The 25,818-nt window shown below is 69.7% G+C and carries 26 protein-coding genes and 1 pseudogene; 17 read left to right on the top strand and 10 right to left on the bottom strand.

The window, feature by feature from the left end:
* Window positions 1–55 precede the first annotated feature (55 nt).
* Window positions 56–565 carry an SRPBCC family protein gene (locus ACIPC1_RS28485; RefSeq protein WP_402521882.1) on the top strand — a complete coding sequence of 170 codons (510 nt, stop codon included), beginning with the start codon at window positions 56–58 and terminating at the stop codon, window positions 563–565.
* Here ACIPC1_RS28485 and ACIPC1_RS28480 read toward each other — a convergent pair whose 3' ends face one another.
* Entirely contained in the window at window positions 566–1,417 is an 852-nt protein-coding gene (locus ACIPC1_RS28480; protein ID WP_402521880.1) for a L,D-transpeptidase family protein, read from the bottom strand.
* A gap of 245 nt (window positions 1,418–1,662) precedes the next feature.
* On the opposite strand from ACIPC1_RS28480, the gene ACIPC1_RS28475 reads away from it, so the two are divergent.
* The 3 genes from ACIPC1_RS28475 to ACIPC1_RS28465 all read left to right on the top strand — a co-directional run bounded on the left by ACIPC1_RS28475 (window position 1,663) and on the right by ACIPC1_RS28465 (window position 5,409).
* On the top strand, window positions 1,663–2,352 hold the full coding sequence (locus ACIPC1_RS28475; protein WP_402521878.1) for a response regulator transcription factor: 690 nt from the start codon (window positions 1,663–1,665) through the stop codon (window positions 2,350–2,352).
* Window positions 2,349–4,145: a sensor histidine kinase gene (locus ACIPC1_RS28470; protein WP_402521875.1), complete on the top strand. Its 1,797-nt coding sequence runs from the start codon at window positions 2,349–2,351 to the stop codon at window positions 4,143–4,145. The genes ACIPC1_RS28475 and ACIPC1_RS28470 overlap by 4 nt, the downstream gene beginning before the upstream one ends.
* 235 nt (window positions 4,146–4,380) lie before the next feature.
* A complete protein-coding gene (locus ACIPC1_RS28465; RefSeq protein ID WP_402521873.1) occupies window positions 4,381–5,409 on the top strand; it encodes a hypothetical protein in 1,029 nt (342 codons plus the stop codon).
* Here ACIPC1_RS28465 and ACIPC1_RS28460 read toward each other — a convergent pair.
* The 4 genes from ACIPC1_RS28460 to ACIPC1_RS28445 all read right to left on the bottom strand — a co-directional run bounded on the left by ACIPC1_RS28460 (window position 5,396) and on the right by ACIPC1_RS28445 (window position 9,910).
* Window positions 5,396–6,592, bottom strand: coding sequence for a DegT/DnrJ/EryC1/StrS family aminotransferase (locus ACIPC1_RS28460; RefSeq protein ID WP_402521871.1), 1,197 nt, complete (start codon window positions 6,590–6,592; stop codon window positions 5,396–5,398). The two genes, ACIPC1_RS28465 and ACIPC1_RS28460, sit on opposite strands and share 14 nt — an antisense overlap.
* Window positions 6,593–6,763: 171 nt before the next feature.
* Window positions 6,764–7,903 (bottom strand): GNAT family N-acetyltransferase, encoded by a 1,140-nt coding sequence (locus ACIPC1_RS28455; protein ID WP_402521869.1) that lies wholly within the window; start codon window positions 7,901–7,903, stop codon window positions 6,764–6,766.
* Window positions 7,904–8,132: 229 nt separating this feature from the next.
* Window positions 8,133–8,681 (bottom strand): isochorismatase family protein, encoded by a 549-nt coding sequence (locus ACIPC1_RS28450; RefSeq protein WP_402521867.1) that lies wholly within the window; start codon window positions 8,679–8,681, stop codon window positions 8,133–8,135.
* 218 nt (window positions 8,682–8,899) lie between these two features.
* On the bottom strand, window positions 8,900–9,910 hold the full coding sequence (locus tag ACIPC1_RS28445; protein WP_402521865.1) for a trypsin-like serine peptidase: 1,011 nt from the start codon (window positions 9,908–9,910) through the stop codon (window positions 8,900–8,902).
* Window positions 9,911–10,209: 299 nt separating this feature from the next.
* Between ACIPC1_RS28445 and ACIPC1_RS28440 the strand changes: the two are divergent.
* Window positions 10,210–10,380, top strand: a pseudogene (locus ACIPC1_RS28440) (helix-turn-helix domain-containing protein); the annotation flags it as partial.
* Window positions 10,381–10,459: 79 nt separating this feature from the next.
* Window positions 10,460–10,690, top strand: a complete 231-nt coding sequence (locus tag ACIPC1_RS28435) for a DUF397 domain-containing protein (protein WP_402521862.1) — start codon at window positions 10,460–10,462, stop codon at window positions 10,688–10,690.
* On the opposite strand, the gene ACIPC1_RS28430 is transcribed toward ACIPC1_RS28435, so the two are convergent.
* On the bottom strand, window positions 10,589–11,824 hold the full coding sequence (locus tag ACIPC1_RS28430; RefSeq protein WP_402521860.1) for an MFS transporter: 1,236 nt from the start codon (window positions 11,822–11,824) through the stop codon (window positions 10,589–10,591). The genes ACIPC1_RS28435 and ACIPC1_RS28430 overlap by 102 nt on opposite strands.
* 76 nt (window positions 11,825–11,900) lie before the next feature.
* On the opposite strand from ACIPC1_RS28430, the gene ACIPC1_RS28425 reads away from it, so the two are divergent.
* Window positions 11,901–12,893, top strand: coding sequence for an ArsR family transcriptional regulator (locus ACIPC1_RS28425; RefSeq protein ID WP_402522366.1), 993 nt, complete (start codon window positions 11,901–11,903; stop codon window positions 12,891–12,893).
* A gap of 2 nt (window positions 12,894–12,895) precedes the next feature.
* Here the strand turns inward: ACIPC1_RS28425 and ACIPC1_RS28420 are convergent, their stop codons facing one another.
* Both ACIPC1_RS28420 and ACIPC1_RS28415 read right to left on the bottom strand, forming a co-directional pair.
* On the bottom strand, window positions 12,896–13,699 hold the full coding sequence (locus ACIPC1_RS28420) for an ABC transporter permease (protein ID WP_402521858.1): 804 nt from the start codon (window positions 13,697–13,699) through the stop codon (window positions 12,896–12,898).
* A gap of 73 nt (window positions 13,700–13,772) precedes the next feature.
* Window positions 13,773–14,825, bottom strand: coding sequence for an ABC transporter substrate-binding protein (locus ACIPC1_RS28415; RefSeq protein WP_402521856.1), 1,053 nt, complete (start codon window positions 14,823–14,825; stop codon window positions 13,773–13,775).
* Between the two features lie 179 nt (window positions 14,826–15,004).
* Between ACIPC1_RS28415 and ACIPC1_RS28410 the strand changes: the two genes are divergently transcribed.
* The 5 genes from ACIPC1_RS28410 to ACIPC1_RS28390 all read left to right on the top strand — a co-directional run bounded on the left by ACIPC1_RS28410 (window position 15,005) and on the right by ACIPC1_RS28390 (window position 18,716).
* Window positions 15,005–15,775 carry an ABC transporter ATP-binding protein gene (locus ACIPC1_RS28410; RefSeq protein ID WP_402521854.1) on the top strand — a complete coding sequence of 257 codons (771 nt, stop codon included), beginning with the start codon at window positions 15,005–15,007 and terminating at the stop codon, window positions 15,773–15,775.
* A 7-nt stretch (window positions 15,776–15,782) separates the two neighbouring features.
* The gene (locus tag ACIPC1_RS28405) at window positions 15,783–16,721 is read left to right on the top strand and encodes an LLM class F420-dependent oxidoreductase (protein WP_402521851.1); all 939 of its coding nucleotides are present in this window, start codon (window positions 15,783–15,785) and stop codon (window positions 16,719–16,721) included.
* Window positions 16,722–16,730: 9 nt separating this feature from the next.
* On the top strand, window positions 16,731–17,228 hold the full coding sequence (locus ACIPC1_RS28400; RefSeq protein ID WP_402521849.1) for a glutathione peroxidase: 498 nt from the start codon (window positions 16,731–16,733) through the stop codon (window positions 17,226–17,228).
* A 217-nt stretch (window positions 17,229–17,445) separates the two neighbouring features.
* Window positions 17,446–17,733 (top strand): DUF6355 family natural product biosynthesis protein, encoded by a 288-nt coding sequence (locus ACIPC1_RS28395; protein ID WP_402521847.1) that lies wholly within the window; start codon window positions 17,446–17,448, stop codon window positions 17,731–17,733.
* A gap of 74 nt (window positions 17,734–17,807) precedes the next feature.
* On the top strand, window positions 17,808–18,716 hold the full coding sequence (locus tag ACIPC1_RS28390; protein WP_402521843.1) for a MerR family transcriptional regulator: 909 nt from the start codon (window positions 17,808–17,810) through the stop codon (window positions 18,714–18,716).
* A 136-nt stretch (window positions 18,717–18,852) separates the two neighbouring features.
* Here the strand turns inward: ACIPC1_RS28390 and ACIPC1_RS28385 are convergent, their stop codons facing one another.
* Complete coding sequence (locus ACIPC1_RS28385; protein WP_402521841.1) at window positions 18,853–19,686, bottom strand: IclR family transcriptional regulator; 834 nt, start codon at window positions 19,684–19,686, stop codon at window positions 18,853–18,855.
* A gap of 132 nt (window positions 19,687–19,818) precedes the next feature.
* Between ACIPC1_RS28385 and ACIPC1_RS28380 the strand changes: the two genes are divergently transcribed.
* Genes ACIPC1_RS28380 through ACIPC1_RS28370 form a run of 3 tightly spaced genes read left to right on the top strand, consistent with a single transcriptional unit; the run spans window position 19,819 to window position 22,702 of the window.
* Complete coding sequence (locus tag ACIPC1_RS28380; protein ID WP_402521839.1) at window positions 19,819–20,637, top strand: cupin domain-containing protein; 819 nt, start codon at window positions 19,819–19,821, stop codon at window positions 20,635–20,637.
* A 39-nt stretch (window positions 20,638–20,676) separates the two neighbouring features.
* Entirely contained in the window at window positions 20,677–21,435 is a 759-nt protein-coding gene (locus ACIPC1_RS28375) for an HpcH/HpaI aldolase/citrate lyase family protein (RefSeq protein WP_402521838.1), read from the top strand.
* 16 nt (window positions 21,436–21,451) lie between these two features.
* Window positions 21,452–22,702, top strand: coding sequence for a DUF3500 domain-containing protein (locus tag ACIPC1_RS28370; RefSeq protein WP_365432085.1), 1,251 nt, complete (start codon window positions 21,452–21,454; stop codon window positions 22,700–22,702).
* 215 nt (window positions 22,703–22,917) lie between these two features.
* Here ACIPC1_RS28370 and ACIPC1_RS28365 read toward each other — a convergent pair whose 3' ends face one another.
* Window positions 22,918–23,538, bottom strand: coding sequence for a TetR/AcrR family transcriptional regulator (locus ACIPC1_RS28365; RefSeq protein ID WP_365432088.1), 621 nt, complete (start codon window positions 23,536–23,538; stop codon window positions 22,918–22,920).
* Between the two features lie 56 nt (window positions 23,539–23,594).
* Between ACIPC1_RS28365 and ACIPC1_RS28360 the strand changes: the two genes are divergently transcribed.
* Window positions 23,595–24,785 (top strand): FAD-dependent oxidoreductase, encoded by a 1,191-nt coding sequence (locus ACIPC1_RS28360; RefSeq protein ID WP_402521835.1) that lies wholly within the window; start codon window positions 23,595–23,597, stop codon window positions 24,783–24,785.
* A 4-nt stretch (window positions 24,786–24,789) separates the two neighbouring features.
* Window positions 24,790–25,719 (top strand): SDR family oxidoreductase, encoded by a 930-nt coding sequence (locus tag ACIPC1_RS28355; protein WP_402521833.1) that lies wholly within the window; start codon window positions 24,790–24,792, stop codon window positions 25,717–25,719.
* Window positions 25,720–25,818 lie beyond the last annotated feature (99 nt).

Genomic DNA, 25,818 nt, shown 5'->3' with positions numbered 1-25,818 from the left:
CCGCATGCCCCTACGTATTCGTACGCACCGCAGCCGGCAGGAATCCATGGAATCCATGAGCACGACCGACACCGACCCGAACCCCCTCGCGGGGATCGACCTGACCCCCTTCGCCTTCACCCGGCGGTGCTGGGTCGGCGCGACGCCTGATTTCGTCTACCGCCTCGTCAGCGACGTGTCACTGATCGAGACGTGGAGCCCGAGTGCCAGCGAGGTGAACTACGCGCCGGGCGACGGTCCATGGGTCGGTGCCCGGTTCAGTGGCCGCAATCGCCGGGGCGGGCGGGAATGGGTCACCGACTCCGAGGTGGTGCGAGCTGATCCGGGCACCGCGTTCGCCTTCGCCGTCGGCGGAACCGACCATCGCATCGTGCGTTGGGACTGGCACTTCCGCGAGCAGGGCAGCGGCAGCATCGTCCAGCAGTCGTGGCAGTTGCTGCGTAGCGATCCGGTCCTGGGCAGAACCCTCGAAGACGTCCAGGCCTTGCGCGACCACATGGCCGACAGCGCGGAGTCCACTCTGCTCGCCCTGGCGGAGTGGATCGCCGGACGCCCTACCAGCTGATCACCGTTCGAGGGACTCGGCGTCCCCCATGACGATCACCGGGTGCCGGTCGGGGTCGAGCGTGCGCAGGAGTTGCTCTAGGTGATCCTCCTCCAGGCTCACGCAGCCGTGCGTGGGGCCGCCGTGGTCGACGTGCAGCCATATGCCGCCGCCCTTGCCCGTGCCGAGGGGACGGGTCCAGTCGAGGGGTGAAGTCCCGGGTTCGCGGTTGTAGTTGATGGCTATGACGTAGTCGAAGGAGCCCGCGAGCGGTTCGCCCTCGAAGCCCGTGCCGCCGATGGTGAAGCCCTGCGACTGGTCGTACGGCAGCTTGGTGCCGGGGTCGGCGAGCAGTCCGCCGGCGTCGGTGAGGGCGAACACGCCGATGGGCGACCGGAGATCACCGGCGTGGTGGTCGTCCGTCCAGCCCTTGAGGGCGTTGTGGGCGGGCCAGGCGGCTCCCGGCTCCCAGCCCGTACCGGTGCCGGTACCGGTGCGCTGGTAAAGCACCACCTGCGAGGCCGAGGAGTTCCTGCCCTGTCCGGTGACCAGCACGACCTGGCGCGCGTTCGCGGGGATTTCGGACAGTGTGTGCGTACCGAGGCCAGGCAGTTGCGCGGGGGTGTGAGTGGGAGTGAGAGTGGGGGCCGACTCGGCGGACACTTCGTTGCCCGACGCGGCGTGCGTCCCGACGTCCGCAGACCTGGCCGCGTCGACCGCTCCGGCGCCGGTCCCTGCCCCAGCCCTCGCCCCCGCCCCCGCCCCCGCGCATCCGGCGATGGTGACGGACAGGGCCAGAACGACAGCCGGTATCCCCAGACAGTGAGTGCCAAGAAGCCGCCGTCGGGGCAGCCGACGTATCGATGAAGTCATGATCCTCAGCTTGGAGAGGACGTATGAGGAACTGGTCAGCTCCGGGTCACCAGGCCGGACGAGTTCGAACGGACGAGTTCAAACGGACGGGTTCAAACGGACGACTTCGACCATCGGGGCGTCGGCGCCGTACGCGCCAAAGGGCAGGACCCCAGCCTCCCTCGCGGATGTCAGGAAGTCGTCAGGGTGTGGGATAGCCCGCACAGGGCTCTGAACGCCGCTTGCGCGCGCTTAGAGTCGGCGGCGTGTGCGCACATATCCTGGTCGCGGAAGACGACGAGATGCAGGCCGAGCTCATACGACGGCTACTGCTTCAGGAGGGTCACACCCCCGTCGTCGTCCACGACGGGCGGGCCGCGATCGACGAAGCCACCCGCCGCAGACCCGACCTGGTCGTGCTGGACCTGATGCTGCCCAAGGTCGACGGCCTCGGCGTGTGCCGGGTGCTACGGCAGAACGGGGAGATCCCCGTCCTCATGCTCACCGCCCGCTCCACCGAGGACGACGTGCTGCTCGGCCTGGGACTCGGCGCGGACGACTACATGACCAAGCCGTACAGCCCACGGGAACTGCTGGCCCGCATCCGCACCGTGCTGCGTCGCACCCAACGGCCCGCCGACCAGTCCCCCGTGCTCCGCGCGGGCGGCATCACCGTCGATCCCCTACGCCACGAGGTGACCTGCGACGGCTTCCCCATCCCGTGCACTCCCGGCGAGTTCGCCATCCTGCACGCCATGGCCGCGGAACCCGACCGGGTCTTCTCACGCCGTCAACTCCTCCAGCACACCCGGGGCCACGACCGCGCATCCACCGAACGCGCCATCGACGTACACATCATGAACCTGCGCAAGAAGATCGAGCCCGATCCCCGTGTCCCCGCCCGGCTGTTGACGGTCTTCGGGGTCGGCTACAAACTCACCGGGCAGCCGTCATGACCCCCAAAAACCCGCACATACCCTGGCGCAAGAGCCTGTTGGTACGGCTTCTCCTCACGTCGATGACCATCGCCGTGCTCTCCGTGGGCGCGACCGCCTGGCTGGCCGTGCAGACCACCACGCGGGCCATCCAGGACGAGCGGGGCCAAGTGCTCTCGGACGACACCGACATCCTCCGTCGGCTCAGCGGCTTCGCCGCGACCCACGCCGACTGGACGGGCGTACAGGACTCGGTGCGCACGCTCTCCCGCACCATGGGACGGCGGATCGCCCTGACGACCGAGACCGGGCGCGTCATCGCCGACTCCGCCGCCCCCGAAACCGCCCTGCCCGCCCGCGCCTCGGCCACCGTCGACCCGCTCACCACCGACACGTACACCGAACCGGGAGCCCAACTCACCGGACTCGACCCGCGGGTGGTGGGGCCGTACCGGCTCACCGCGGACGAACGGGAACTGGTGAGAGCGGTCGCCGAGAAGTGCATGCACCGGTTCGAGAGCGACGGCAGCCTCCGGGAGCTTCCCAGCGGCCGTACGGTGATCGTCGCCGACGCCGGAGAGGTGGCCAGGCCGCTCGAGTGCACCGCTGAAGTACTCGACACGCCCACGCCCACGGAGCAGAAGGCGCTCAGCGCACTCAACGCTCTGGCCGGGCCCTGCTTCGATCCGGGTCGGGACGAGGGTCTCCAACCGTGGATCGACTTCGTACCCGGCTCGTCGGCGGGCGAACCGGCCCGCCGTGCCGGTGGCGGACAGCAGGAGCCGACCTGTGTCGAGAACGCGCGGCGCACCCAACTCGACCCGTACGTCGCCCCGCGGGCCAGGCTCTATCTGGGGAACCTGGGCGGACAGCCCGCGGGCTTCGACCTCTCCCCCGCCAACAAGACCAAGATCTTCGGTGTCACGGGGCTGGTCCTGGCCGTCACCGTCGCCATGACCACCGTGGTCGCGATCCGCCTCGTCCGTCCGCTGCGCGCCCTGACGGCCGCCGCCCAGCAGCCGCCGCAGCAGCACACGCGCGTCGCCGTCACCACCAAGGATGAGACCGGCTATCTGGCCGCCGCCTTCAACGACCTCACCGCACGCCGCGAAGAGCTCGAAGCCCAACGCAAGGCCATGGTCAGCGACATCGCCCACGAGCTGCGGACGCCGCTGACCAACATCCGCGGCTGGCTGGAGGTCACCCGCGACGGGCTGCTCGCCCCGGACCCGGATCTCCTCGCGTCCCTGCACGACGAGGCGCTGCTCTTGCAACACATCATCGACGACCTGAGCGACCTCGCCGCAGCCGACGCCGGCACCCTGACCCTGCACCGCCGGCCCATGCCCGCGGACGAACTCCTCACCCAGGCGGTGTCGGCCCACAGCACTCGTGCCGAAACCGCGGGCATCCAGCTGCGCACGCACACCGACCCCGGCCTCTGGCTGGACGCCGATCCGGTGCGGATGCGGCAGGCTCTGGGCAACCTCCTCTCCAACGCGCTCCGGCACGCCCCCGCGGGCGGCACGGTCACGCTCGCCGCCCGGCAGAGCGGCGACCTGGCCGTCCTCACCGTGCGGGACACGGGCAACGGCATCGCACCCGAGGAACTGCCCCATGTCTTCGAGCGCTTCTGGCGAGCCGACGAGTCCCGCAGCAGACACACCGGCGGAAGCGGACTGGGGCTGTCCATCGTCCGCCAGTTCGTCGAGGCGCACGGGGGAACCATCACCGCCGACAGCGAGCCCGGCAGCGGCGCCGTGTTCACCATCCGGCTCCCCCGCGCCCGGCAGCCGGACAGCCCGGCCCCCTGACAGGGAGTGCAGCGATCGGCACCAACAGCCTTCTCCTTTAGGCGAGTTGACGACGACGAGCCATCGCAATGTGGCTCGGACTCCTATCGAACCCCGGTACGATCGGCGACTCAGCGCTGCCGGACGCGTTCGGCGTAACTTGCTCTTCTGGAGGCCGGACGCGTTCGGCGCAGCTCGCTCTTCTGAAGGACGGACGCGTTCGGCGCAGCTCGCTCTTCTGGAGGGACGCCAAATAGTGCAGGCTCCGCTGCCACGCCGGTCCAGGGGCCCGTCGGCGATCGCCGCCGCCTTCGTCGGGCCGGGTTCCGGTTCCGGGGACCACGCCGGTTCCGCGCCCAGGGCCGAGCCCGAGCCCGCCGCGCCACCGATGTCCGCGGCGGCGGCCGCATTCGCGGCCGAGCTCGCCGCCACGACAACGGATCAGGCGCTCACTGCCACGCCGCCGAAATACCCGGTCATGGGCACGGCCGCCACCCCGGCGAGGACCCGCCCCCCAGCCGGACGCCGGTTACCCCGGACGGCGTTACTGGTCGGCGCCGTCGTGGCCGGGGCCGCGCTGATCGGCGGTGCCGTCCTCGTGGTCCGCGCCAGTGGCGCGCGATCGTCGGAGTCGGTGCGCGGCGCCGTACCGGACACCACCCGGGGTGGCGGGGCGTACGAGAGCACGCCGAGCGGGCTCGGATCGGCCCCGCCGTCCGTCGCACCGTCGGCGAGCGGCACCAGCGCGTCGCCGCAGCCGTCGGTCACGGGATCCGGCACCGACGGCGCCACCCGCACGCCCGCGCCCGCGCAGCCGTCCACCACCCCGGCTGCCGGCGGCAACAGCGGTCCCACCGAGTCGGGCAACAGCGATCAAGGCGCCGTCGCCTGCACCCCCACCGCAGGCTCCGGCCCGCTCACCGACTACTCCGCCTGCGCCGCGCCCGGGATCATCACACTCCAGGCGACCTTCAACACCGCGCAGAGGTATTACCACGCCTTCATCAACACCGACGGCAACACCACGACCGGATACCGGCTCCCCTTTCCGTCGCTGTCGGCCCTCGGTGCCGACTACATGATCGAGAACGGCGTCCTCTACAAGAGCCTGTCGACCGGCTGGAACTGGACCGAGGCCGCGGCCGGCCCCACGATGACAGTCAGCGGCGCCACCCGGACCTGGACGCTGCCGCTGACCGGGATCGGCTCACCGACCGGCACCCAACGGGTGGAGTTCCACGCCGGAACCGACTACACCCCGGTGATCACCTTCAGCCCGAAGTAGTTCGGAGCGGGGACGCGGGTGCGGTCCGTTCACTCGTCAGGGCCCGGGCGATCCTGCGCGCCAGGAGCGGGTCGGCGGGAAGTACGTGGGAGGCGAACCAGCGGGCTGCCACCGGGTCGGGCGACGGTTCCACGAACTCCGCGCCCGCGTAGTCGTCGAGTGGAGGGTCGTAGACGTAACCGGTGACCACTCCGTGGCTCACCAGACGGTCGATGAGGGCGTCACGGTCGTGGACCAGGAGCGGGGCCCTGAAGAGAGGGAGCGGGTCGGGGTGCGCCGCACTGTCACGGAGCGCCGGGGACGCCCAGGGGGTGCCCGCGAGCAGCGAGACACCGACGCCACGTCGGCTGAGGTTGGCGTCGAGGCCGGCCATCCTCAGCTCCAACTGCCCGCGTACCAGGGCTCCGTGGCGGGAACGGAAGCCGTGCAGGTCGACACGGACCCAGGGCTCGTACGCCGTGAGGCTCGGGGCCTCGCGCGCACGGTCGGCGAGCCGTGGTGCGTGCAGGGCCATGCGGTAGTCGTCGCGTTCGAGCAACCCCAGGCGCTGGAGCGTCCGCCAGACCGGACGCACCAGGTGGAGGGTGCGCACGGTGGAACGGGCCAGCGGTCGCAGGGTCGCGGTCAGGTCGTCGTGGAGGCGGCGCGGCGTGAGGAGTTCGTCGCGCAGGGCCTCCAACTCCCGCCGGGTGCGCGCGTCTTCTACGGCGAGGAAGCCGCCGGCCGTCGACGCGGCATGCTTGGACAGGCTGAACGCCGCCGCTCTCCCGAAGGTCCCGATCGGCTGCCCGTCGACGCGCGTGCCGATGGCGTGCGCCGCGTCCTCGAACAGCGGGATCCCCAACTCCTCGCACCGAAGGCTCAGTTCGGCTACCCGGTCCGGGATCCCGTACAGGTTCGTGGTCAGGACGGCGTCCACGTTCCGCCAGGTCGACTCCGGTACGGCGGCCGGGTCGATGTTGCCGTCCCACGCCGACACCGGGGCCTGCACCGGGCGCAGTCCGGCCGCGAGGACGACGAAGAGGATCACGTCGTCGTTAACCGGCGACATCAGTACCCGTGCGCCCGGTCGACACCAGCGCCGTAGCGCCAGATACAGGGCGAGCCGGGCCGAGGGTGTGTAGACGCATTCCCGCCCGAGCCGCCGTGACATCGTCGCAGCGAGCCGTGATCCGTACGACATCGTCACCTCTTCCGTTGTGCCGTTCTTCCGCTGTGCCGTTCTTCCGCTGTGGTTCGACCCGTTCAGGAGGGACAGAGCGCGCAGGGCAGTCCCCCGGCGTCGCGCGCCGACGGGGGTGGGGGGAAGGGGAGATGGGGGGGTAGGCAGAAGGGGGATAGGTACAAAGGGGGACTAGCTTGCTCGGCGGGCCCGGGGTTCCGCTCGGGTGGCGGCCGGGCGGGCCGAGGTCCGCAGGGTGCCGGCCGTCTTCAGGAGCCGGTCGGCCGGCTTCCGCAGCCCGGGGTGGGCCAGGACCGTGTTCCGCAGGCCGCGGACGGGCCTGCGCCACAGCCGGTGCGCCGTCGCCACCGGGTTGGGGCGGGTGGCGAACCCTTCGCCCACGCGCAGCTCGCGGGTCTTGAGCCAGTCCTTGTACTCCTTGTCGCCGCGCCCCATGTCCATGGTCCGCACGCCCTGCCGACCCGCCGCCTCGGCCATCCGCAGGTGCATGATCAACCCGGGTGAGTAGTAGCGGAGTTCGGGGTCGTACGTCGTGAACCAGGCGGCGAACACCGTGCGCGAGGTCGGTCCGAAGTGCGCCGCCACCGGCCGGTCGCCGGCGTACACCACGGACAGCACGCCGGTGAAGTGCTCCTCACGGACGTGGAACAGCTGGTCCACGAGGTCCACGATCCACGGCCGCGCGAACCGGTCCATCCGTCCCGTCCTGCGGTACTGGGCGGACTTCCACTCCATGAGCTGGTGCAACATGCGCGGGTCGCGCTCGTCGTAGACGAACCGCATCTCGCCCAGGTCGCGCCCCAGGCGGCGTTCCTTCTTCAGCGTCGTCTTGGCCAGACCGGGGTAGGCGCCGCGCAGCCACTCCGCGTAGCTGCCGTCACCGACCTTCAGGTCGAGCACCGGTGAGGCGAACGTCCCCGTGACGTATCTGCCGAAAGGTCTCTGCTCCTCGACGAGGTGGTCGAACTCGAAGACGGACAGCCCACAGGCCTTCAGCAGTCGCTGGGGGTCCCAGGTGACCCCGGGGCGGTGCACGAGGGCCTGGCAGTCGGAGAGGCCGAGCCCGATGGCCCGGCCGACGCCGAAAGCGTTGCGCTCGTACGGGAGGAAGCCGACCGGTTCTCCGTTCTCGTGCAGGACCGCCACCCGTGCCCCGCTGCGGTGTCTGCCGATCCCGGCGGCGAACTCCGGTGCCAGGAAAGGGTTCGCGTAGTCCGGTGACTCGTCCATCGCCCGATGCCAGGCCTCGCACAGCGAGGAACTCAGCTCCTCGGGTCTGTGGATCGTGATGTCCGTCTCAGAAGATCGCATAGACGACCGCTCCCCCAAATCCCCCATGACGCGCCCTCCGCGTCCGCCCCGTCACTTCCCTGCCCAGGGGCTCAAACGTCGCGAAAGGTACGCACCCTGTCAAGGGTGCCTGTCGTAACGGAAGTGTGCGGATCGGGAGGGTGCGGATCGGGAGGGTGCGGAGGGGAAGGGTGCGGAGGGGAAGGGTGCGGATCGGAGGGCGCGGCCACCCTTCACCCTCCGGACCCGCTCAGAAAGTCACCGAGGTGGTCTCTGTGGTCCCGCCGAGCCGACCGGGCGCGCTCTGCTCCTGCCAGTACAGGTTGGTGTGCGCGATGACCTGGGCCGGGGGCGGTGCGCCGTACGCCGTGAGGTCTTCCGTCGTGTGGGCGTCGGCGACCAGCGTCACGTCGTAGCCACGGACGAAGCCGCCGTGCAGGGTGGACCGGATGCAGGCGTCGGTCTGGGCGCCGGCGACGACGAGGCGGCCCACGCCGCGCTCGGCGAGCAGCGCTTCCAGCTCGGTGGCCTCGAAGGAGTCGCCGTAGAGCTTGTGGACGAGCGGCTCCGCGGCGTCCCGGACCAGCTCCGGTACGTACTGCCAGCTCTCGCTGTCCCGCTTGAGCTGGTCGTCGGAGTGCTGTACCCACACCACGGGTACGTCCTGCGCGCGGGCCTTGTCGACCAGGATGTTGATGTTCGCGATCACACCGTCACGGTCGTGGGCATCCGCCACCACCCCGTTCTGAACGTCAATGACGAGAAGCGCGGTGTTCGGCCTGTCGGGCAGGGTCGTCATGGGAAATCCTCCTCTGTTTCCGGTCGACCCCACACTAGGCCGGGGCACTGACATCGAGACTGGTGAGCAGGTTCCGGTGGTCGGGGCTCCGGCAACCGCAGCCCTCGCCTCGTGTGGCGGACAGCTACTTCTGAAGAGCAGCGGGTGAAACGACCGGGACGGCGCACGCCGCCGGGACACACCCCTGACGGGGTGGCCCGGCGGCGGCTACTGTCCGATCAGGCCGCGCCCGCCTGGCGGTAGACGCCGAGGGCTTCGTCGCCGAGCACCGGGTGGTACTCGTTGCTGCCCGAGCTCACGCTGATGTTTCCGATCAGGAAGCCGGAGCCGGTCGAGGTGTCGAAGCTGGACAGGAACCCTCCGCCGCTGGAACCGCCGGTCTGCACGCAGTCGATGCCCCACATCGTGGAACCGACCCGCCCGGCATCGATGAACTCGTTGCCCTCGCAGTGGTTGAGGCGCTCCCCGCTGCCCTCGGCGCTGGAGCCGCCGTAGCCGAAGGAGTGCACGTGCTGGCCGTTCGCCGAGCTGAAGGCGACGCCCTGTGCCCCCACTGTGTCGACCAGCGTGCGGCTGTTCACCGTGCCGACGACCGCGAACGCGAAGTCCCAGTTGGCGTTCCCGGCCGAGGAGACGTAGTCGGTGTCGAAGAGGAGGCTACGGGCGGTGAAGGTGCCGAACGGTCGCGTGCCGTTGGTGTAGCCGGGGATGAACACCCAGTTCTTGTAGACCTCACCGGTCGAGGCGTTGACGACACAGTGCCCCGCGGTGAGGACCACGGACTTGTTGTCGCTGTTGGCCACGGTGGCCGAGCAGGTGTACGTGCCGCCCGTCGCGTTCTGGAAGAAGACCTTGCCGGCGGTCGTACTGATCAGGCCGCCCCCGGTCCAGGCGGTGGGCGAGGACGCGGCCGCGAACTCGCCCGTGGCGGACTCGCTCGTGGCGGGGGTTCCCGTCGCGGTGACCGGCGGGACGGTCACCTCGGTGCCCGCCGTCTGCGGCGCGACCGTCTCAGCCGTCACTCCTGCCGGCTGGGCCGGGGCGGACAAGTCCTTTGCCGCGCGCAGCCGTTCGGTGGTCCAGAAGTGCAGCGCCGCGTTCTGCTGCGCGGCCGAGAAGGACGTGCTGTCGACGCGGGTGGGGGCGTGCGGCGCGGCGTTGGCGGTGCCTGCCGTCCATGCCGTGGCAGCGAGTGTCAGGGCACCGAGATACGCAGCAGTACGTTTCATGGCGGCAGATCCAAGTCCTCGTGGGGAAGGGGAAGTTCGTGCGAGGCACCGGTTCGGACCCGTTGGACTCGGGCGAGGACTGCTTTCGACAACGTTGTCGATAGCGACTCCCACTGACAACGTTGTCGATCCAATGCGCCGCCAGACTAGCTCCCCCGTTCATGGCGTGTCCATGGCATGCGTGAACCCGTACGGAATCCGTTGTACGGGTGTTCTGTGGTGAACGTACGCCCCCGAGGGGGGAGTTCATCAGGGTGAACAGCGGGAGCGGCAAGAGCCGCAGGAAGAACGCGTCCGCCATGAAGATGGTGGGTGCGTTGATCGGCGTCTTCCGGAGGACGGCCGGGTACACCCGGCGGGAGCTGGACGAGCAGTTGAGGCTGGACGAGCAGACCCTCGCCTCGATCGAGCAGGGCAGACGGTCACTGAGGTCGGAATACGCGGTGTTCCTGGACGAACTCCTCGACACCAAGGGGGCGTTGGCCGTCGCCGTGGAGAACATGCCCGAGGTGGATCTGTTTCCTCGGTGGGCCGAGGAGTTCATCGACTTTGAGCGGACCGTTCGTCCTCATCGAAACGCAGGACCACCAGCGCGTGGCCTACGTCGAGGTCGCGTACGCCTGGCGCAAGTCCAGCTACAGCAGCGAGCAAGGCGGCGCCTGCCTCGAAGTCGCCACCTCACCGCACACCATCCACATCCGCGACTCCAAGATCCCCGACGACAGCCCCGCCCTCGCCCCCGCCACCTGGACGGCGTTCCTCACGCTTGCCCGCGGCTGAGAGCGTCAGCGTCACGGCGATCGACGCGGCGGCCATGGCCGTCATCGCCGTACCGGCTGACGTCAGTTGAGCCACCGCCCCCGCCAGCGCCGCGCTCACGCCCTGCATGGTGAGCATGCCTGAGGAGTGCAGGCCGAGGGCGTGGCCGCTCAGCTCGTCCGGGGTCAGGGCCATCAGGCGTTCCTGCTGGATGAGGCTGGCTCCGAATCCGACGGAGGCGAGGGCGATGCAGGCCGCCGCGATCGCCGTACCCGGGCGGAGGGCGAAGAACAGGTACGGCGTGGCCAGGAGCAGCAGGAACGGGATGCCCAGTCGGCGGCGGACCGGCGGCGGGATGAAGCGGCCCGTCGTCACGTCGCCGACGAACATGCCGAACGCGCCGCAGGCGAAGAGCAGGCCGGCGCGGTCGGGGGCGTAGGACACGAACAGGGACTCACAGCCGACGACGAGGCCGTTGGGGATCCAGAGGAGCAGGTACGTCCTGCGGCGCGGGGGCGAGGACCAGAGGATGGCGTTGGTGCGCCAGGTCTGTGCGATGGACGGGCGGCCGGCTGCCCGGGGGGCGCGGCGGGACAGGCCGAGGCGGGTGACCAGGGCCGCCGCCAGGTACAGCACCGCCGCGATCCCCAGCGTGGCCCTCGGTGACAGCACCGCCACGAGCACGCCGCCCGTCGCGAAGCCCGCGATCTGCGTGAAGCCGTTGACCATGTTGAAGACCGAACGGCCCAGCAGATAGCCGTCCTTGGACAGGATCTCGTTCAGCAGGCCCCAGCGGACTCCGCCGCCGAGCGAGGAGACCAGGCCGAGGACCGCGATGAGGGCGAAGAGCGTCCAGAGGGGCAGGCCGGGCATCGCCATCGCCGCCGTGCCGAGGGCGAAGGACAGGGCGATGCCCGTCATCGTCGAGCGGGGCGGCAGGCGGTCCGCCGCCGAGAGCAGGGTGGTCGCGCCGACCACCTGGGCCAGCTGCGGCCCGAACATGCTCACCGCCGACAGCAGCGGTGATTCGGTCGCCTTGTACACCAGCGTTCCGATGGCCAGGCCGCCGATCGTCGAGGCCGTCGAGTGGAGCGCGGAGGAGAGGAAGAGCGGGGTGAACTCCCGGGTGCGGAAGAGATCCGAGTAGCTGCGCATGCGCGGATTCTGGGGTGCGGTGTGCGGCGGCCGGTATTGTTTCGCGCAGGAGCGAAACGTCAGGGGTGTGGAGTACGTGGGCTGGTGGCAGGTCAACGCCGACACCCTCGCCGGGAGCCGCTTCGTGCTGTCGCCGCTCGCCGAGACCTTCGCGAGCCTGAAGATGCTGCACGCGGAGACCGCCTCGCACCCCGGCGAGCAGGCCTGGCTGCGCACCCATCTGCCCGCCTACAAGCGGCACTTGGCCGCCGATCCCGTCACCGCGCTGCTCATCCGCTCCGGACTCGGCAGGGACTGGATCGCCGACTTCCTCACGCCCACCCCGCGCGACGACCGGGCAGCCTTCGAGGAGGAGGTGGAGCGGGTGCGCGCGGTCTCCCCCCGGGCGGCGCGCGAGCACCTCACCCTCTCCCTGCGCGGCCCGCTCCCCGCCCGCCTCGACCGCGACGACCTTCCGGAACGCGCTGCCGACCTCCTCACCTACGTGTGGGAGGAAGCCGTACGTCCGTACTGGGCCCGGCGGCTGCGCGTCCTGGAGGCCGATGTGGTCGCGCGTACCGCCCAGTTGAGCCAGGGAGGCTGGGCGGCTGCGCTCGACGCGCTGCGGCCGGGGACGCGGTGGCTCGGCGACAACCGGCTCCAGGTCAACCTGCACGAGTACCCGCCCCGCGAGATCTCCGGTGCCCAGCTCTTCTTCGTACCGGTCACTCCGCAGCGCATCGGGTGGGTTTCCTGGGAGGAGCCCCATCGGTACGCGGTCATCTACCCGTGCGCGGGCGCGCTGGCCGGCGGCCCGGACGCGGCGGCCGTGCCCGCGAGTCTGGGCGCACTCCTCGGAACCGCCCGGGCCGGCATCCTCGTACTCCTCGAATCGCCCATGTCCACCAGCCAGTTGGTCGCCGTGACCGGGCAGGGGCTGGGTTCGGTCGGGCGGCATCTGAAGGTGTTGCTGGACGCGCGGCTCGTGGAGCGACGGCGGGCGGGGCGTTCCGTGCTCTACTTCCGGGCCCCTGCCGGGGAGGTCCTGGTCAAAGCCCAGCGGGAGAATCGGGACTCACCCACCTCGTAGGCCTACCGCTGCGACGTCGTCTCCCTCACCCACGGCAGCAGCGTCCGCTCCGCCAGTATGAGGGCGTAGAACAGCGCCACGCTCATCACGCCCAGCAGCGCGATCGCGGCGAACGCCAGTGCCGTGTCCGAGTTCGCGCCGGACTGCATGATGACGAAGCCGAGGCCCTCGTCGCCGGCGCTGAACTCTCCGATGACCGCGCCGACGGCCGCGAGCGGCATGGCCACCTTCAGTCCGACGAAGATCTGCGGCAGCGCACTGGGAAAGCGGAAGCGCAGAAAGGTCTGGACGCGGGAGGCACGCAACGACCTTGCCAGCTCGACGAGTTCGACCGGTGTCGAGGTGAGTCCGCTCGCGACCGACAGGACGACGGGGAAGAAGCAGACGAGCAGCGCCATGACCACCTTCGGCTGCGACCCGAAACCCATCCAGACCACGAGAAGCGGGGCCAGCGCCACCTTGGGCACCGCGTTGAACGCCACCAGGAGCGGCGCGAACATCAGCTCCACGATCCGTGACGCCGCGATCGCCACTCCGATCACCAGCCCCGCGCCCACGGCCAGCGCGAACCCCAGCACGATGACCAGGAGCGTGCCCATCGCCTCGTCCAGCAGATAGCCGGGGACGCGGAGGAAAGCGTCGAGCACGGCCACGGGGGACGGCAGGATGATCTCCGGTACGTCGAGGACGGCCGCCGCCAGCGCCCAGGCCCCGACCACCGTCACCAGCCCGAGCACCGGCCAGCCGAACTCCCCGGCCCGCCTGAGCACTTGTGGGCTTCGGCGCACGTCAGGACTTCGAGGCACGTCGGGATCTTGGGGCACGTCAGGGCTTCGAGCCACGCCAGGACCGCGGCTCACGTCAGAACCTCGGCGCACGTCAGGACTTCGGCACCAGGTCGAAGGACACCAACTCCTCGGGCGTCAGCCCGGGTTTCACGGCTCCCGCATCCTCCAGCGCCTTGATCGCCCCGGCCACGCGCTCGGGATCCATGGTGCCGATCGGTGCGCCGTCCTCCTTCGGTTGTACGGCGGCCCCCACGAGCTCGATCTCGGCGGCGGCGGTCTCCTTGTTCAGCGTCGGGAACTTCTCGGCCATCAGCGCCGCAGCTTCGTCGGGATGGTCGATCGCGTACCGCATGCCCTTGAACAACGCCGTGGTGAATCGCCTCACCAGGTCGGGATCCTCCTCGGCGATCTTCGTGGTGGTCGTGATCGCGGCGCCGTAGCTCTCGGTGAGGTACTCGCCGAAGGGCAGGACGACGACCTCCTTGCCCTTGACCGCGTTCTCGATGTTGGGGCGGCCCACCCGGTACTGACCGACGGCGTCGACCGAGCCGGTCGCCAGGTTGACCCCGAGCTGCTGGGCTTCCAGGGCGACGAATTCGACCTTGTCGGCGTCGATACCCGCGAGCTTGGCGTACGCGGGGAAGAGGGCTCCGATGACCGACCCGGCCGGGTCCGCGATCTTCTTGCCCTCCAGGTCGGCCGGCTCGCTGATGCCGCTGTCGGCCAGCGCCATGACGGCTGCGTCCGTGGTCTGATGGACGGCCGCGACCGCGGTGACCCCGGAGACCTTGCCGTTGCCGAGCTGCATGATGGTGCTGCTGAGGTCGATGGGGGCGAACTGTGCGCTGCCGCCGGCGAGCGCGGCCAGGCTGTTGCCGCTGCCCTGGCCGGGCTGGATGGTGACGGTCACGCCCGCGTCGCTGAAGTAGCCCTTGTCCTGGGCCACATAGGCGTACGCCTCGCGGCCGAAGGTGCCGAACCCGGTGATGTAGGTGACCTTGTCGGGAGCGGAGCCGCCGGAAGCGCCGCCGCCGTTCTCACTGTCGTCGTCGGAACCGCAGGCCGTGGAGAGCGCCGCCGTCATCAGGACGGCCAGGAATGCGGCGAGCAGTCGTGATGTCCTTTTCGAAATGCAAAGGCTCATGGAAATCAAGTGGAGTCGCTGGAGGGGAAGTTGTCGAGACCACAGAGCCGGTTGACATGTAACAAACATTGAGCGACCGATTGATCACGGGGTACGCCGACCTATCCTCGGCCGTACGGCCCTACGGCTGTATCCGCTGCTCGTACCGCTACAGGTGAACCGGTGTTGAGGGGGCTCCCGTGATCCGAGTACGCGGTGTGTCGAAGAGCTTCGACGGCCGCAGGGGGACCGTGGAAGCCCTGCACGACATCCAACTGGACGTCGATGACGGGGAGTTCGTCGCCATTCTGGGACGCTCCGGCTGCGGCAAGTCCACCCTGCTGAGGGTGATCGCGGGGCTGCTCCCGGCCACCTCCGGCGAGGTACGGATCGCCGGTGAGCCGGTGCGCGAGCCCCGCCGGGACGTCGCCATCCTCTTCCAGCGTCCGGCCCTGCTGCCCTGGCGGTCGGTGCTCGACAACGTGCTGCTGCCCATCGAGGTGCACGGCCGTCCCCGCCCCGAACACCGGGAATCCGCAGCCCGGTTGCTGGCAACGGTCGGCCTCGACACCCCCTTCCACAAACGTCTGCCGCACGAACTTTCCGGCGGTATGCAGCAGCGGGTGGCCCTGTGCCGGTCCCTCATCCAGCGCCCCCGCGTCATGCTGATGGACGAGCCCTTCTCGGCCCTGGACGCCCTGACCCGCGAGGAGTTGTGCGAGGTACTGCAACGCGTGCACATGGAGCACGGCTCCACGGTCGTCCTCGTCACCCACTCCATCGAGGAAGCGGTCCTGCTCGCCGACCGGGTCGTGGTGCTCAGCCCGCGCCCCGGTCAGGTCCGTACCGTCATGGACGTGCCGGTCCCCCGGCCCCGCTCCCTGGGCCACGACGCCCACGCCACCGAACTCGCCCGCTGCCGCGCCGAACTCCACGACCTGCTGCTGGCCAGTCACAGGACAGGGGTGTGAGCAGGCGATGGAGCTGCGCGTCTTCACCGAGCCGTACCACGGGGCCACGTACGACGAACTGCTGCGCGCCGCCCGGCACGCGGAGGACTGCGGCTTCGACGGCTTCTTCGTCGCCGACCACTACCACGCCATGCACTTCACCGACGCCCTGCCCGGCCCCACCGACGCCTGGACCACCCTGGCCGGACTGGCCCGCGAGACCTCGACGATCCGCCTCGGCACGCTGATGACCTCGGCCACCTTCCGACAGCCCGGCGCGCTCGCGGTCATCGCCGCCCAGGTCGACGCGATGAGCGACGGCAGAGTCGAACTCGGCCTGGGAGCAGGCTGGTTCACGCTGGACCACAGCGCGTACGGCATTCCGTTCCCGCCGCCCGCCGAGCGCTTCGAGCGGATGGAGGAACAGTTCCAGGTGATCACCGGCCTGTGGGCCACGCCGCCCGGCAAACAGTTCTCGTACGAGGGCCGCCACTACCGCCTTACCGACTCGCCCGCCCTGCCGAAGCCGGTACAGCAGCCCCGTATTCCGCTGATCGTGGGCGGCCGGGGCCCCCGCCGCACACCGGCCCTCGCCGCCCGCTACGCCGACGAGTTCAACCTGCCGTTCACCTCACCCGCGCAGAGCGCCGAGCTGTACGCCGGGGCGCGGGCCGCCAGAACCGCCGTCGGCGGACCTCCCCTGATCCTCTCGGTGTGCCTGGGTATCGCCTCCGGCCGCACCACGACGGAGATCGACGCCCGCCTCGCCCTCCTGCACGAGCCGTCCCGCCTCCCCCCGGAGGAGCCCCTGCACGGCTCCCCCGCGAGGATCGTCGACCTGCTCGGCGAGTACGCCGACCTCGGCGCATCCCGCGTGTACGTCCGCCTGCGCGACCTCTCCGACCTCGACCACCTGGAACTGCTGGCCACCGAGATCGCGCCACACCTGCGGGATAAACGGAGTTAGCATCCGTTTATGACTACTGACAACTCTGTCCTCGATGTCGAGATCGACTCCCTGCAAGGCGGTTCCGCGGACCTCGGCCAGTACCGGGGCAAGGCCGTGCTCATCGTGAACGTGGCCTCCAAGTGCGGACTGACCCCGCAGTACGCGGGCCTCGAGCGGCTGCAGGAACGGTACGCCGCGCAGGGGTTCACCGTGCTCGGCGTGCCCTGCAACCAGTTCATGGGGCAGGAGCCCGGGACCTCCGAGGAGATCGCCGAGTTCTGCTCGGCGACGTACGGCGTGACCTTCCCGCTGACCGAGAAGGTGGACGTGAACGGGGACGGGCGGCACGGGCTGTACGAGCGGCTGGTGGAGACCGCGGACGCCGAGGGGCACAGCGGAGACATCCGCTGGAACTTCGAGAAGTTCCTGATCGGACGGGACGGTGCGGTGGTGGCACGCTTCTCGCCGCAGGTCGAGCCGGAGTCGGCGGAGGTCGTGGCGTCGGTGGAGAAGGCGATCGGCTGAGTTGAGCAGGTCGGCTGAGGTCATCGGCTGAGGTCATCGACTGGTCCGTCGGCCGGACTTCTGATCCGATGATCCGGCAGCGGGGGCACCCGGAAGCGTGAACCCCGTACTCCGTCCGAGGAAAACGCTGGGCCCATGGATTGGTGATCATCGAAGCTGCCTGTGTCCGAGCCTTCCGGCTCTCGACCTGGCACTTCGCCTCCCAAGGAGATCGTCCATGAGCGTCCGCCGATTCCTGCCCACTGTCATCGCCGCCGTGGTTCCCGCCGCCAGTGCCCTGGCGCTCGTCGTCGGCGTACCGGCCACGGCGGCCGCCAACCCCTGCGGGTTCTACGCCACCGGCAGCGACGCGTTCTACAACCACTGCACGAGCGACGGTTCGCGCGTCGTCATCGAGGTGGAGGTGTTCGGGCCCAACTACGAGAGGTGCGTGGGCCCCGGCAACTCCTGGCTCGGCCGCTCCAGCAAGATCGACGGCGCGCACTACGTGGGGCGCACCTGCTGATCCAGCCTCGTATGGGTTGACCTTGCCCCTGGGGCAGGGACCAGCGTCCTGTGTCACCGGGTGGAAGGCGCCCGGTGACGGAGGATGGGCCCGTGGACCAGGAACGTTCCGAACACGCTCACGATGTGGGCGAACTGCTCACGATCGGCGCGTTCGCCGCTCGGTCGCGGCTCTCGCCCAAGGCACTTCGGCTGTACGACCGGCTCGGGCTGCTGGCCCCGGCGCACGTCGACGAGGTCAGCGGCTACCGGTACTACCGCGCCGACCAGATCGAACGCGCCCGCCTGGTGGCGCTGCTGCGCCAGCTCGACATGCCGCTCGCGCGGATCGCCGGGGTTGTCGAGACCGGCGATGCGGAGGGCTCCTTGGCCGCTGCCGCGCTGCTCGACGCGTACTGGGCGGACGCGGAGGCGCGGTTCGCTGCGCAGCGGACCCTTGCCGAATACCTCCGTGGACGGCTTTCGGGAAGGAGTTCCGAGATGTACGAGAAGTTCGTGATCGAGACGGTGGACGTGCCCGAGCAGGTGGTGCTGACGGAGTCGCGGCACACGCTCGCCGACGAGTTGCCGACGTGGATCCCGGCGTCGCTGGGGCGGCTGGAGGAGGGCGCCCGGGTCTGCGGTGGGGTGACCGCGGCGCCCTTCGTCGTCTACCACTCCGAGGTGTCCCAGGAGAGCGACGGGCCCGCCGAGTCGTGTGTGCCCGTCGCCGACGCGGACGCGGCGCGGGCGTGGGCGTCTTCGCGGGGGCGCGCCTTCGACACCCGCGTGCGGGTCGAGCCCGCGCGGCGGCTCGCGTACACCCGGCTCACCAAGGCGCAGGTCGCCCATCCGCAGATCCTTGCCGCGTTCGAGGCGGTCGAGGGGTGGATGGCCGCGCGGGGGTTGTCGTACGACGGTCCCTGTCGGGAGGTGTACTTCGCGGACTGGGATGCGGCGGGGCCGGAGGACGCGGTGTGTGATGTGGCGTTTCCGGTGAGGTGACGGGGCGGGGGCGTGGGGGTGGTTTTCGCCCCCACGCCCCCCACGCCCACGCCCCTGCCCGTCCCTTGTTCCTGGGGTTCCGCCCCAGACCCCGCTCCTCAAACGCCGGAGGGGCTGGCTGGAGTGCCATCGGGAACTACCGCGACTGCCCTTCCCGTACGGCAATGTCCGCCCGGACCCGTGCGGACAACTCGGCCGCGGCCCGGTCCAGTTCCTTCCTGACCGGGATCAGATCCGGTTCCCGCAGGGTGGTCTGGAAGGCGAGCGTCGCGATCACTCCGACCAGTGTGTCGTCGACGAGGACGGGGACGGCCATGGTGGTGGTGCCACCGTCGGTCGGCACGTCGTGGGAGACGAACTTCTCCTCGCGTGCGCGTCGGAGCTCGGGTTCGAGTTCGCCAAGGCGCGGATTCGCGGCGTGGGTTCGTCGTGCGTCCTCGGAGAACGCCAGGAATATCCGGCCCTGCGCCGAGTCGAAGACCGGAAGGGCGGAGTACAGCGGCATCGCGATCATGACGAGTCGCCGTACCGGAGTGCCGATGCGGACCAGAACGGGACTTTCGCCGTTCCATGCGGAGGCTACGGAGGTGTAGTTCGTCTCCTCGGACAGCCTCCGTAGAACCGGTTCGGCACGCCGGACGAAGGCACTGGTGAACAGCGCCGCCTCCTGCACCACCGCCGCATAGTCGAGCGTCTTGACGCCGAGCGAGTACACCCCCTGGGAGGGCTCGTAGGCGAGCAGATTGGTGGCTCGCAGAGTGATCAGGTACCGGTGCGCGGTCGCCCGGGACATGCCGAGGCGGGCGGCTATCTCCCCGAGCGTGAGTTCCGGTTCCTGGACCGTGAACAGGTTCAACACGGAGACCGCCTTCTGCACCGCCTGGATCGGCTGGACCCCGCCCGGGCGCTCGCCGTCGTCCCGGCTCACTCGCGCCTGGTCGGCGTGCACGTCCTCAGCTGATTCGGTCACGCCACCCATCTTGACAGTTCGGTGCCCGGCTTGACGGTACGGTGTCGGCGGTCTAGCGTCCGTATCGCAGAGCGATACGCTGCATATCGCAGAGCGAGCCAGTAATCTCCCCCGTCCATCCTGGAGGGCGACATGAAGCACGTAAGGCCGATCGATTTCGACTCCGCGGAAATACCTGGCGAAAAGGGGTACAGGGGCAAGATCCTCTACAGCGGCGAGACCTGCACCCTGATCGCCACTGTCGTACCGCCGGGCGCACAGGGCCCACAGAACCACGCCCATCCGGTGGACCAGCTGTACTTCGTCACCGAAGGAGAGGTGACGATCAAGCTGGGAAAGGACATACACAAGGCCGCCGCCGGCTCCGCGGTGTTCATTCCGGCCGGCGTCCCCCATCACAACTGGAATGAGGGGAGCGAGACCGAAGTGCACCTGGAGGTGCTCGCGCCCGGCAACGCCGGAATCCGGCCGCTGCTCGAATTCACCGAGTCGGACGACGCCCACGGCCTCCCTTATGCCGTGGTCGCACCCGCCCCGGAGCAGACGGTGACACTCGACGCCGGAATGACGGTCACACCCCTCCTCGGACACGAGCACGTCCTAGGGAAAGGGCAGGACCCGACCTCCAAGAACGCGCTCATCTATGTCGCGGGAATGCCCGCGGGGTCAGCCGGCCCAAGCCTCCACACGCACGCGTTCGACCAGTTCTACCTGGTGCTCGAGGGTCTGCTCAACGTGCAGATCGGGCTGAGGGAATTCACCGTCGGTCCGCAGCAGCTCGTCGTTCTGCCGGCCGGCGTTCCCCACCGGCAGTGGAACGCGGGTGCGGAAACCGAGCGGCACCTCACGATCCTCACACCTCCGCCTGCGCAGACGAGTACCGAGGAAGAACCCTGGGACCGCTCCGTCGAGCTGCGGGCGGTAGCCAACACGACGCATCTCGCGCTGTAAACCGGCCGCAAGGAAGATCCCCACGCACGGAGTCACACCATGAGCACGCTTATTTCCACCTGGTCCGCGGGCGCCACCACGCTCGGCTCCTGGACCACGCTGAACACCCCGGTGGTCGCCGAGAGCCTGGCGCTGGTCGGCCACGACTACGTATGTCTCGACCAGCAGCACGGCATCGTCAACGACGACAGCCTGGTCGCGAGCCTGATCGCTGTCGCCGCGGGCGGCGCCGCACCTCTCGTCCGCGTCTCGGCGAACGAGGCCGGCCTGATCAGCAAGGCCTTGGACAGCGGCGCCGAGGGCGTCATCGTCCCGCTGGTCAACGACGGGTCCGACGCCGAGCGCGCGGTACGGTCCTGCCGGTATCCGCCGCGCGGCGACCGCAGCATCGGGCCGATCCGCACTGCCGGCAGCGGCAGGACACGGACCTTCGCCGAGGGCACCTGCATCGTCATGGCCGAGAGCGTGTCCGCCGTGGACAACATCGACGACATCTGCTCCGTACCGGGCGTCGACGCCGTGTACGTGGGCCCGGCCGATCTCGCGGCAAGCCTCGGGGTCCCGCCCGCGCTGGGCGTCGTACCCGGTGTTCACGCCGAGGCGATCGCCAAGATTCTCGACGCCTGCGCGCGCCACGACATCGTCGCCGGTATCCACTGCGGCACCACCCAGCAGGTGATCGAGTGCGCCGAGATGGGATTCCGCATGATCACCATCTCGACCGACACCCAGCTTCTCTCCACCGCGGCCGCCGGCCGATTCGGCGAAGTCCGTTCGGCCATGGCGTCGAACTCCTGAAGGGGCAGTACCGATCATGACGGAACCCTCATACGAGAAGGCGCGCTACCGGGGCTTCGGGCCGTACCCCGACGGAATGCTGCCGCTCAGCCGCGGCGAGATGGACCTGTCGGCCATCCCCCCGGATTTTCATTCACTGCTGCCGCAGGTGCCCAAAGCGGCCGAGGAGCCGTTCGTCGGTATCACCACGGACGGACATGTCGTCCCCGGTCTTTACGCTCTCCGGGACACCGGCTGGAGTCCCGAGCCCGCCGTGAAAGCCGCCTGGGCCTTCCTCGACAGCCTCGACTCCGCGCAGCGCAAGGCCGTTCGCTTCGAGGTGGACGCGACCGAGTGGCGCATGTGGATCAACGCGTTCCCCACCTGGGACCCGCACGGTCTTCGCCTGGAGGACATCGAGCCCGGGCAGCGGGACCGCGCACTGGCGATCGTCGAGGCGTGTCTCTCGGACACCGGGTTCGCCGACACCCGGACGGCGATGAAACTGAACGCCGCGCTGGGCGAGTTGATCGACCAGTACCGCGACACCCTGACCGAATACGGCTACTACTTCGCGTTGTTCGGCACTCCGTCCCCGACCGAACCCTGGGGATGGCAGCTGTGGGGGCACCACCTCGACGTGCACTGCTTCGTCCTCGGCCGTCAACTGGTGCTCACGCCGGCCTTCATGGGCGCCGAGCCCGCGGAGGCCGACCGAGGCACGTACAAGGGACTGCGGCTTTTCGACGCGCAGCGCGAGGCCGGGCTCGAACTGCGCCGCAGCCTGCGCCCCGAACAGGCGCGGTCGGCCGTCCTCCACGAGTCGATGCGCGTCGAGGACCTCCCGCCCGATCTCGCCGGCCCGGCCGACGGCAGGCACCTCGGCGGCGCCGGCCAGGACAACCGCGTCATCCCCTACGAAGGACTGGGGGCAGGAGAACTGGCCCCCCGTCAGCGGGATCTGCTGCTCCAACTTGTGGGTACGTACGCGCACCGGCTGCCGAGCGGCCCCTCCGACGCACTGATGGCCGACGTCCTGCGCCATCTGAACGACACCCACCTCGCCTGGATCGGCGGAACCGGCGACGACGACCCCTTCTACTACCGGGTCCACAGCCCCGTCCTCATGATCGAGTACGACTGCCATCAGGGGGTCTTCCTCGACAACCCGGAGCCCGAACCGTTCCACGTGCACACCATCGTGCGGACCCCCAACGGCGGTGACTACGGACGCGATCTGCTGCGCCGCCACCTCGCGCGCCACCATGCGGGGGGCGCGGAACACTGACTCCGAGGCCGGGTCCAGGCCGAGGCGTCGGAGCCGAAGGCGGCCGGCACGGCCGCGGCCGTTGATGACCAGCTGGTCGGGATGCTGGTCGAGCGGGCCCGTACCGAGGGACTGCGGCCGACCGGCGAGGGTCTGAGGCAGACCCGCGTTTTATCGTTGAAGTGCAGCTCAGGCCCAGCCCGGCGAGTTGGACTCGCCTGACTGGGCCTCAGCCGTCAGGTTGGCCGGTCCCACTCGGAAAGGGCCGCGGCAACGTCGATTTCGGGGTCGAGGCGGGCGGCCTGACGGAGCAGTTCGGCGAGGGTCGCGACGAGCACCTCGACAAGGTCGGCCGCGGGGATCGGACGACCTTCCTGGAGCCAGCCTGCCGCGGCCTCCAGGACGGAGCCGATCCAGGAGCGCAGGACCACCCGCACCGCGGGCCGGTCCGGGTCGAGGCCGAGGACCTCGCTGAGGCCCCGGACGCCCAACTGCCGTGAGGCGTTGAGGATGGCGCGGGTGTCCGGGTCCGCACCGAGGATCAGCCCGAGATAGGCGTCCGGGTCGCGCTCGATGGAGGCGAAGTGGTCCTCGGTGAGGTGCCGGATTCGGTCGGCGGTGGGGCCGGGCGGGGGAGGGCCCTGTTCGAAGCGGCGGGCGATCTCTCGCACCGCCTCCAGGAGGATGCCTCTCTTGTTGCCGAAGTGGTGGGAGACCAGCCCGTAGGCGACTCCCGCGGCGTCGGCGAGGGCGTGCACGGACACCTCGTCGTAGGGCTTGTCGAGGAACTGCTCGACCGCCGCGTCGAGCAACTTGTTCCTGGTGGAGGCGGCGCGTTCCGCTCGGCTGGTGGTCACGTTCCCCGAGTTTAGCTGATCCCTTATCATTGATCTGAAATCAACGAGGAGGCACTGTGGCAGACATCGCGATCATCGGAGGCGGCCCCGGCGGGCTGACGGCGGCCATCGCGCTGGCCCGGCGCGGGATCCGCAGCACGGTGTTCGAGCGCGACGGCCATCCCCAGGGCATGCCGCGCTTCAATCCCGACCGCTCCTACCCGATCGACCTCACCGGCCACGGGCTGAAGGCGGTACGGCACATCGACGCCGTCGCCCACTTCGACGCCCACATGACCCCGTTCCACGGCATCAGGCACCGCGGCCGGATCCTCGACCCCTGGTCGGAGCCGGGTTGGATCGGCTCGCGCGGGGACATCATGCGGACGCTCATGTCGCTCACCGAGGAGCGCCACCGCGATCTGGTCGACGTCGCCTTTCACCGCGACATTCGCGCCGACGACGTGGACGTGCACGCCGGCAAGGTGGCCGGGCAGTCCTTCGACCTCGTCATCGGCTCCGACGGCGCGGGCTCCGCGGTCCGCAAGGCGATGCAGGATCAGGTCGAGGGATTCACCGTCGAGGCCTCTGCCGTCCCCAACTACGGGCTCATCCTGGAACTCGACCGGGTCGGCGACACATTGGACAAGCACTACCTGCAAGGGCTGGCGATGAGCCCGCTCACCCTCGCCGGGGTGACCATCGACGAGTCCAGGGCGGACGGCGTCCGCTGGATCTGCGTCGTCGGCGTGAACAAGCCGCACACCTTCGCCTCGGCCGACGAGGCCACCGCCTGGCTTCGCCGGAATGTCCCACGCGCCCTGGAACTGACGAGCGAGCAGGCCGTCGCCGAGTTCTCCCGCCGCAACGCCGTCCACCTGGGCCAGCGGCTGACCTGCTCGCAGCTGTACGGCGGCCGGGCGGTGCTGCTCGGCGACGCCGCAGCGGCTTTCCCCCCGATCGGCCAGGGCGGCAACGCGGCCCTGGAATCGGCGATGGTGTTCGACCAGGCGCTGGCCTCCGGACCGCTGGCGACCACGGGCGCCCGCTTCGAGGCGGCCTGGAAGCCCGAGGCGGACGCGCTGACCTGGATCAGCAGCCAAGTGCGCTACCAGAGCCCGTTGATGATGGCCCGTGTGACCATTTCCCGGATCCTCGGGGTCAACCCCATGAACGATGCCAAGAGTTCCGTCCGCTCCTACTCCGAGGTGCGGCGCTCAGCCCGCCGCCTCGGACCGCTGTGGGCCCAAACGCCCGGAACGGACTGAGGCCATGAATCATCAGGTCGGCAATCGACTGCAACGGGTGGAAGCGTTGGCCGTGGCGCCCGACATGCGGGGCCGGGTGACCCTGGTCACCGGCGCAAGCGACGGTGTCGGCCGGTCGGTCGCCGTCCAGCTCGCCGCGACCGGGGCGGTCACCCTCATCGCCGCCCGCAACCGGGCCAAGGGCGAACGGGTCCGGGACGAGATCGTGCGGACCACGGGCAACAAGGAGGTCCACGTCGTGGACCTGGACCTCGCCGACCTCGCCTCGGTGCGCCAGGCAGCGGCCACCGTGCTGGAACGCTGGGACCGGCTCGACCTCCTGCTCTGCGTCGCCGGCTACGCGGGGCGCGGCACTCGGACCGAGACGGCCGACGGCTTCGAGACGACGTTCGGCGTCAACCACCTCGGGCATGCGCTGCTGGCGCGGCTGCTCACCGACCGGCTGCGGGACGGCGCCCCGAGCCGCATCGTCCTGGTCACCTCCGAAGCGCACCGCCGCGCCAAGGGCGGCCTCGACTTCGATGACCTGATGATGGCTCAGGGAAAGTTCCATCCCCTCCTCGCCTACAACCGGTCGAAGCTGGCAAACGTTCTCTACGCCCGCGAACTGGCCCGCCGGCTCGCGGGATCGGGGGTGGACGTCAGCGCCGCGCATCCCGGGGGCGTCGACACACCGATGATGCAGTCGATGTTCGACCGCCCGGTGCTGCGCCATCTCTATCCGCTGTTCCGCCAGGGGCTGATCTCTCCGGACGAGGCCGCCACCGGGCTGCTGCGCGTGGCGCTGGACTCCACACTCACCGGCAGGACAGGCCTGTACTACGAAAGGGGGCAACTCGCCGAGCCGGGTGCGGTGGCCCTGGACAACGACGCCGCGCGGCGGCTGTGGTCCGTCACCGAGGAGCTGATCGGCCTCGACACCGCTGATCGGTGACCCTTCCTCCCCCACACGGTTTGGCCGGTTGCCTTTCGGCGGCGACCCAGGCTGCGAGGACGGCTTGGGCTTCTTCGGGTGTCGCCCGGTCGGGGCATG

Origin of the sequence: Streptomyces sp. NPDC087263 (assembly GCF_044744645.1) — a bacterium.
In the GTDB taxonomy this organism is placed as follows: domain Bacteria; phylum Actinomycetota; class Actinomycetes; order Streptomycetales; family Streptomycetaceae; genus Streptomyces.
The sequence above is the reverse complement of the archived record's forward strand: the minus strand, read 5'-3'. Positions and strand labels throughout refer to the sequence as shown.

Excerpts from the sequence above, each read along its gene's own strand:
- ACIPC1_RS28485 (WP_402521882.1), top strand. The coding sequence starts at position 56 with ATGAGCACGACCGACACCGACCCGAACCCCCTCGCGGGGATCGACCTG.
- ACIPC1_RS28480 (WP_402521880.1), bottom strand. The coding sequence starts at position 1,417 with ATGACTTCATCGATACGTCGGCTGCCCCGACGGCGGCTTCTTGGCACT.
- ACIPC1_RS28470 (WP_402521875.1), top strand. The coding sequence starts at position 2,349 with ATGACCCCCAAAAACCCGCACATACCCTGGCGCAAGAGCCTGTTGGTA.
- ACIPC1_RS28460 (WP_402521871.1), bottom strand. The coding sequence starts at position 6,592 with ATGTCGTACGGATCACGGCTCGCTGCGACGATGTCACGGCGGCTCGGG.
- ACIPC1_RS28455 (WP_402521869.1), bottom strand. The coding sequence starts at position 7,903 with ATGCGATCTTCTGAGACGGACATCACGATCCACAGACCCGAGGAGCTG.
- ACIPC1_RS28450 (WP_402521867.1), bottom strand. The coding sequence starts at position 8,681 with ATGACGACCCTGCCCGACAGGCCGAACACCGCGCTTCTCGTCATTGAC.
- ACIPC1_RS28445 (WP_402521865.1), bottom strand. The coding sequence starts at position 9,910 with ATGAAACGTACTGCTGCGTATCTCGGTGCCCTGACACTCGCTGCCACG.
- ACIPC1_RS28430 (WP_402521860.1), bottom strand. The coding sequence starts at position 11,824 with ATGCGCAGCTACTCGGATCTCTTCCGCACCCGGGAGTTCACCCCGCTC.
- ACIPC1_RS28415 (WP_402521856.1), bottom strand. The coding sequence starts at position 14,825 with ATGAGCCTTTGCATTTCGAAAAGGACATCACGACTGCTCGCCGCATTC.
- ACIPC1_RS28405 (WP_402521851.1), top strand. The coding sequence starts at position 15,783 with ATGGAGCTGCGCGTCTTCACCGAGCCGTACCACGGGGCCACGTACGAC.
- ACIPC1_RS28400 (WP_402521849.1), top strand. The coding sequence starts at position 16,731 with ATGACTACTGACAACTCTGTCCTCGATGTCGAGATCGACTCCCTGCAA.
- ACIPC1_RS28395 (WP_402521847.1), top strand. The coding sequence starts at position 17,446 with ATGAGCGTCCGCCGATTCCTGCCCACTGTCATCGCCGCCGTGGTTCCC.
- ACIPC1_RS28380 (WP_402521839.1), top strand. The coding sequence starts at position 19,819 with ATGAAGCACGTAAGGCCGATCGATTTCGACTCCGCGGAAATACCTGGC.
- ACIPC1_RS28375 (WP_402521838.1), top strand. The coding sequence starts at position 20,677 with ATGAGCACGCTTATTTCCACCTGGTCCGCGGGCGCCACCACGCTCGGC.
- ACIPC1_RS28370 (WP_365432085.1), top strand. The coding sequence starts at position 21,452 with ATGACGGAACCCTCATACGAGAAGGCGCGCTACCGGGGCTTCGGGCCG.
- ACIPC1_RS28355 (WP_402521833.1), top strand. The coding sequence starts at position 24,790 with ATGAATCATCAGGTCGGCAATCGACTGCAACGGGTGGAAGCGTTGGCC.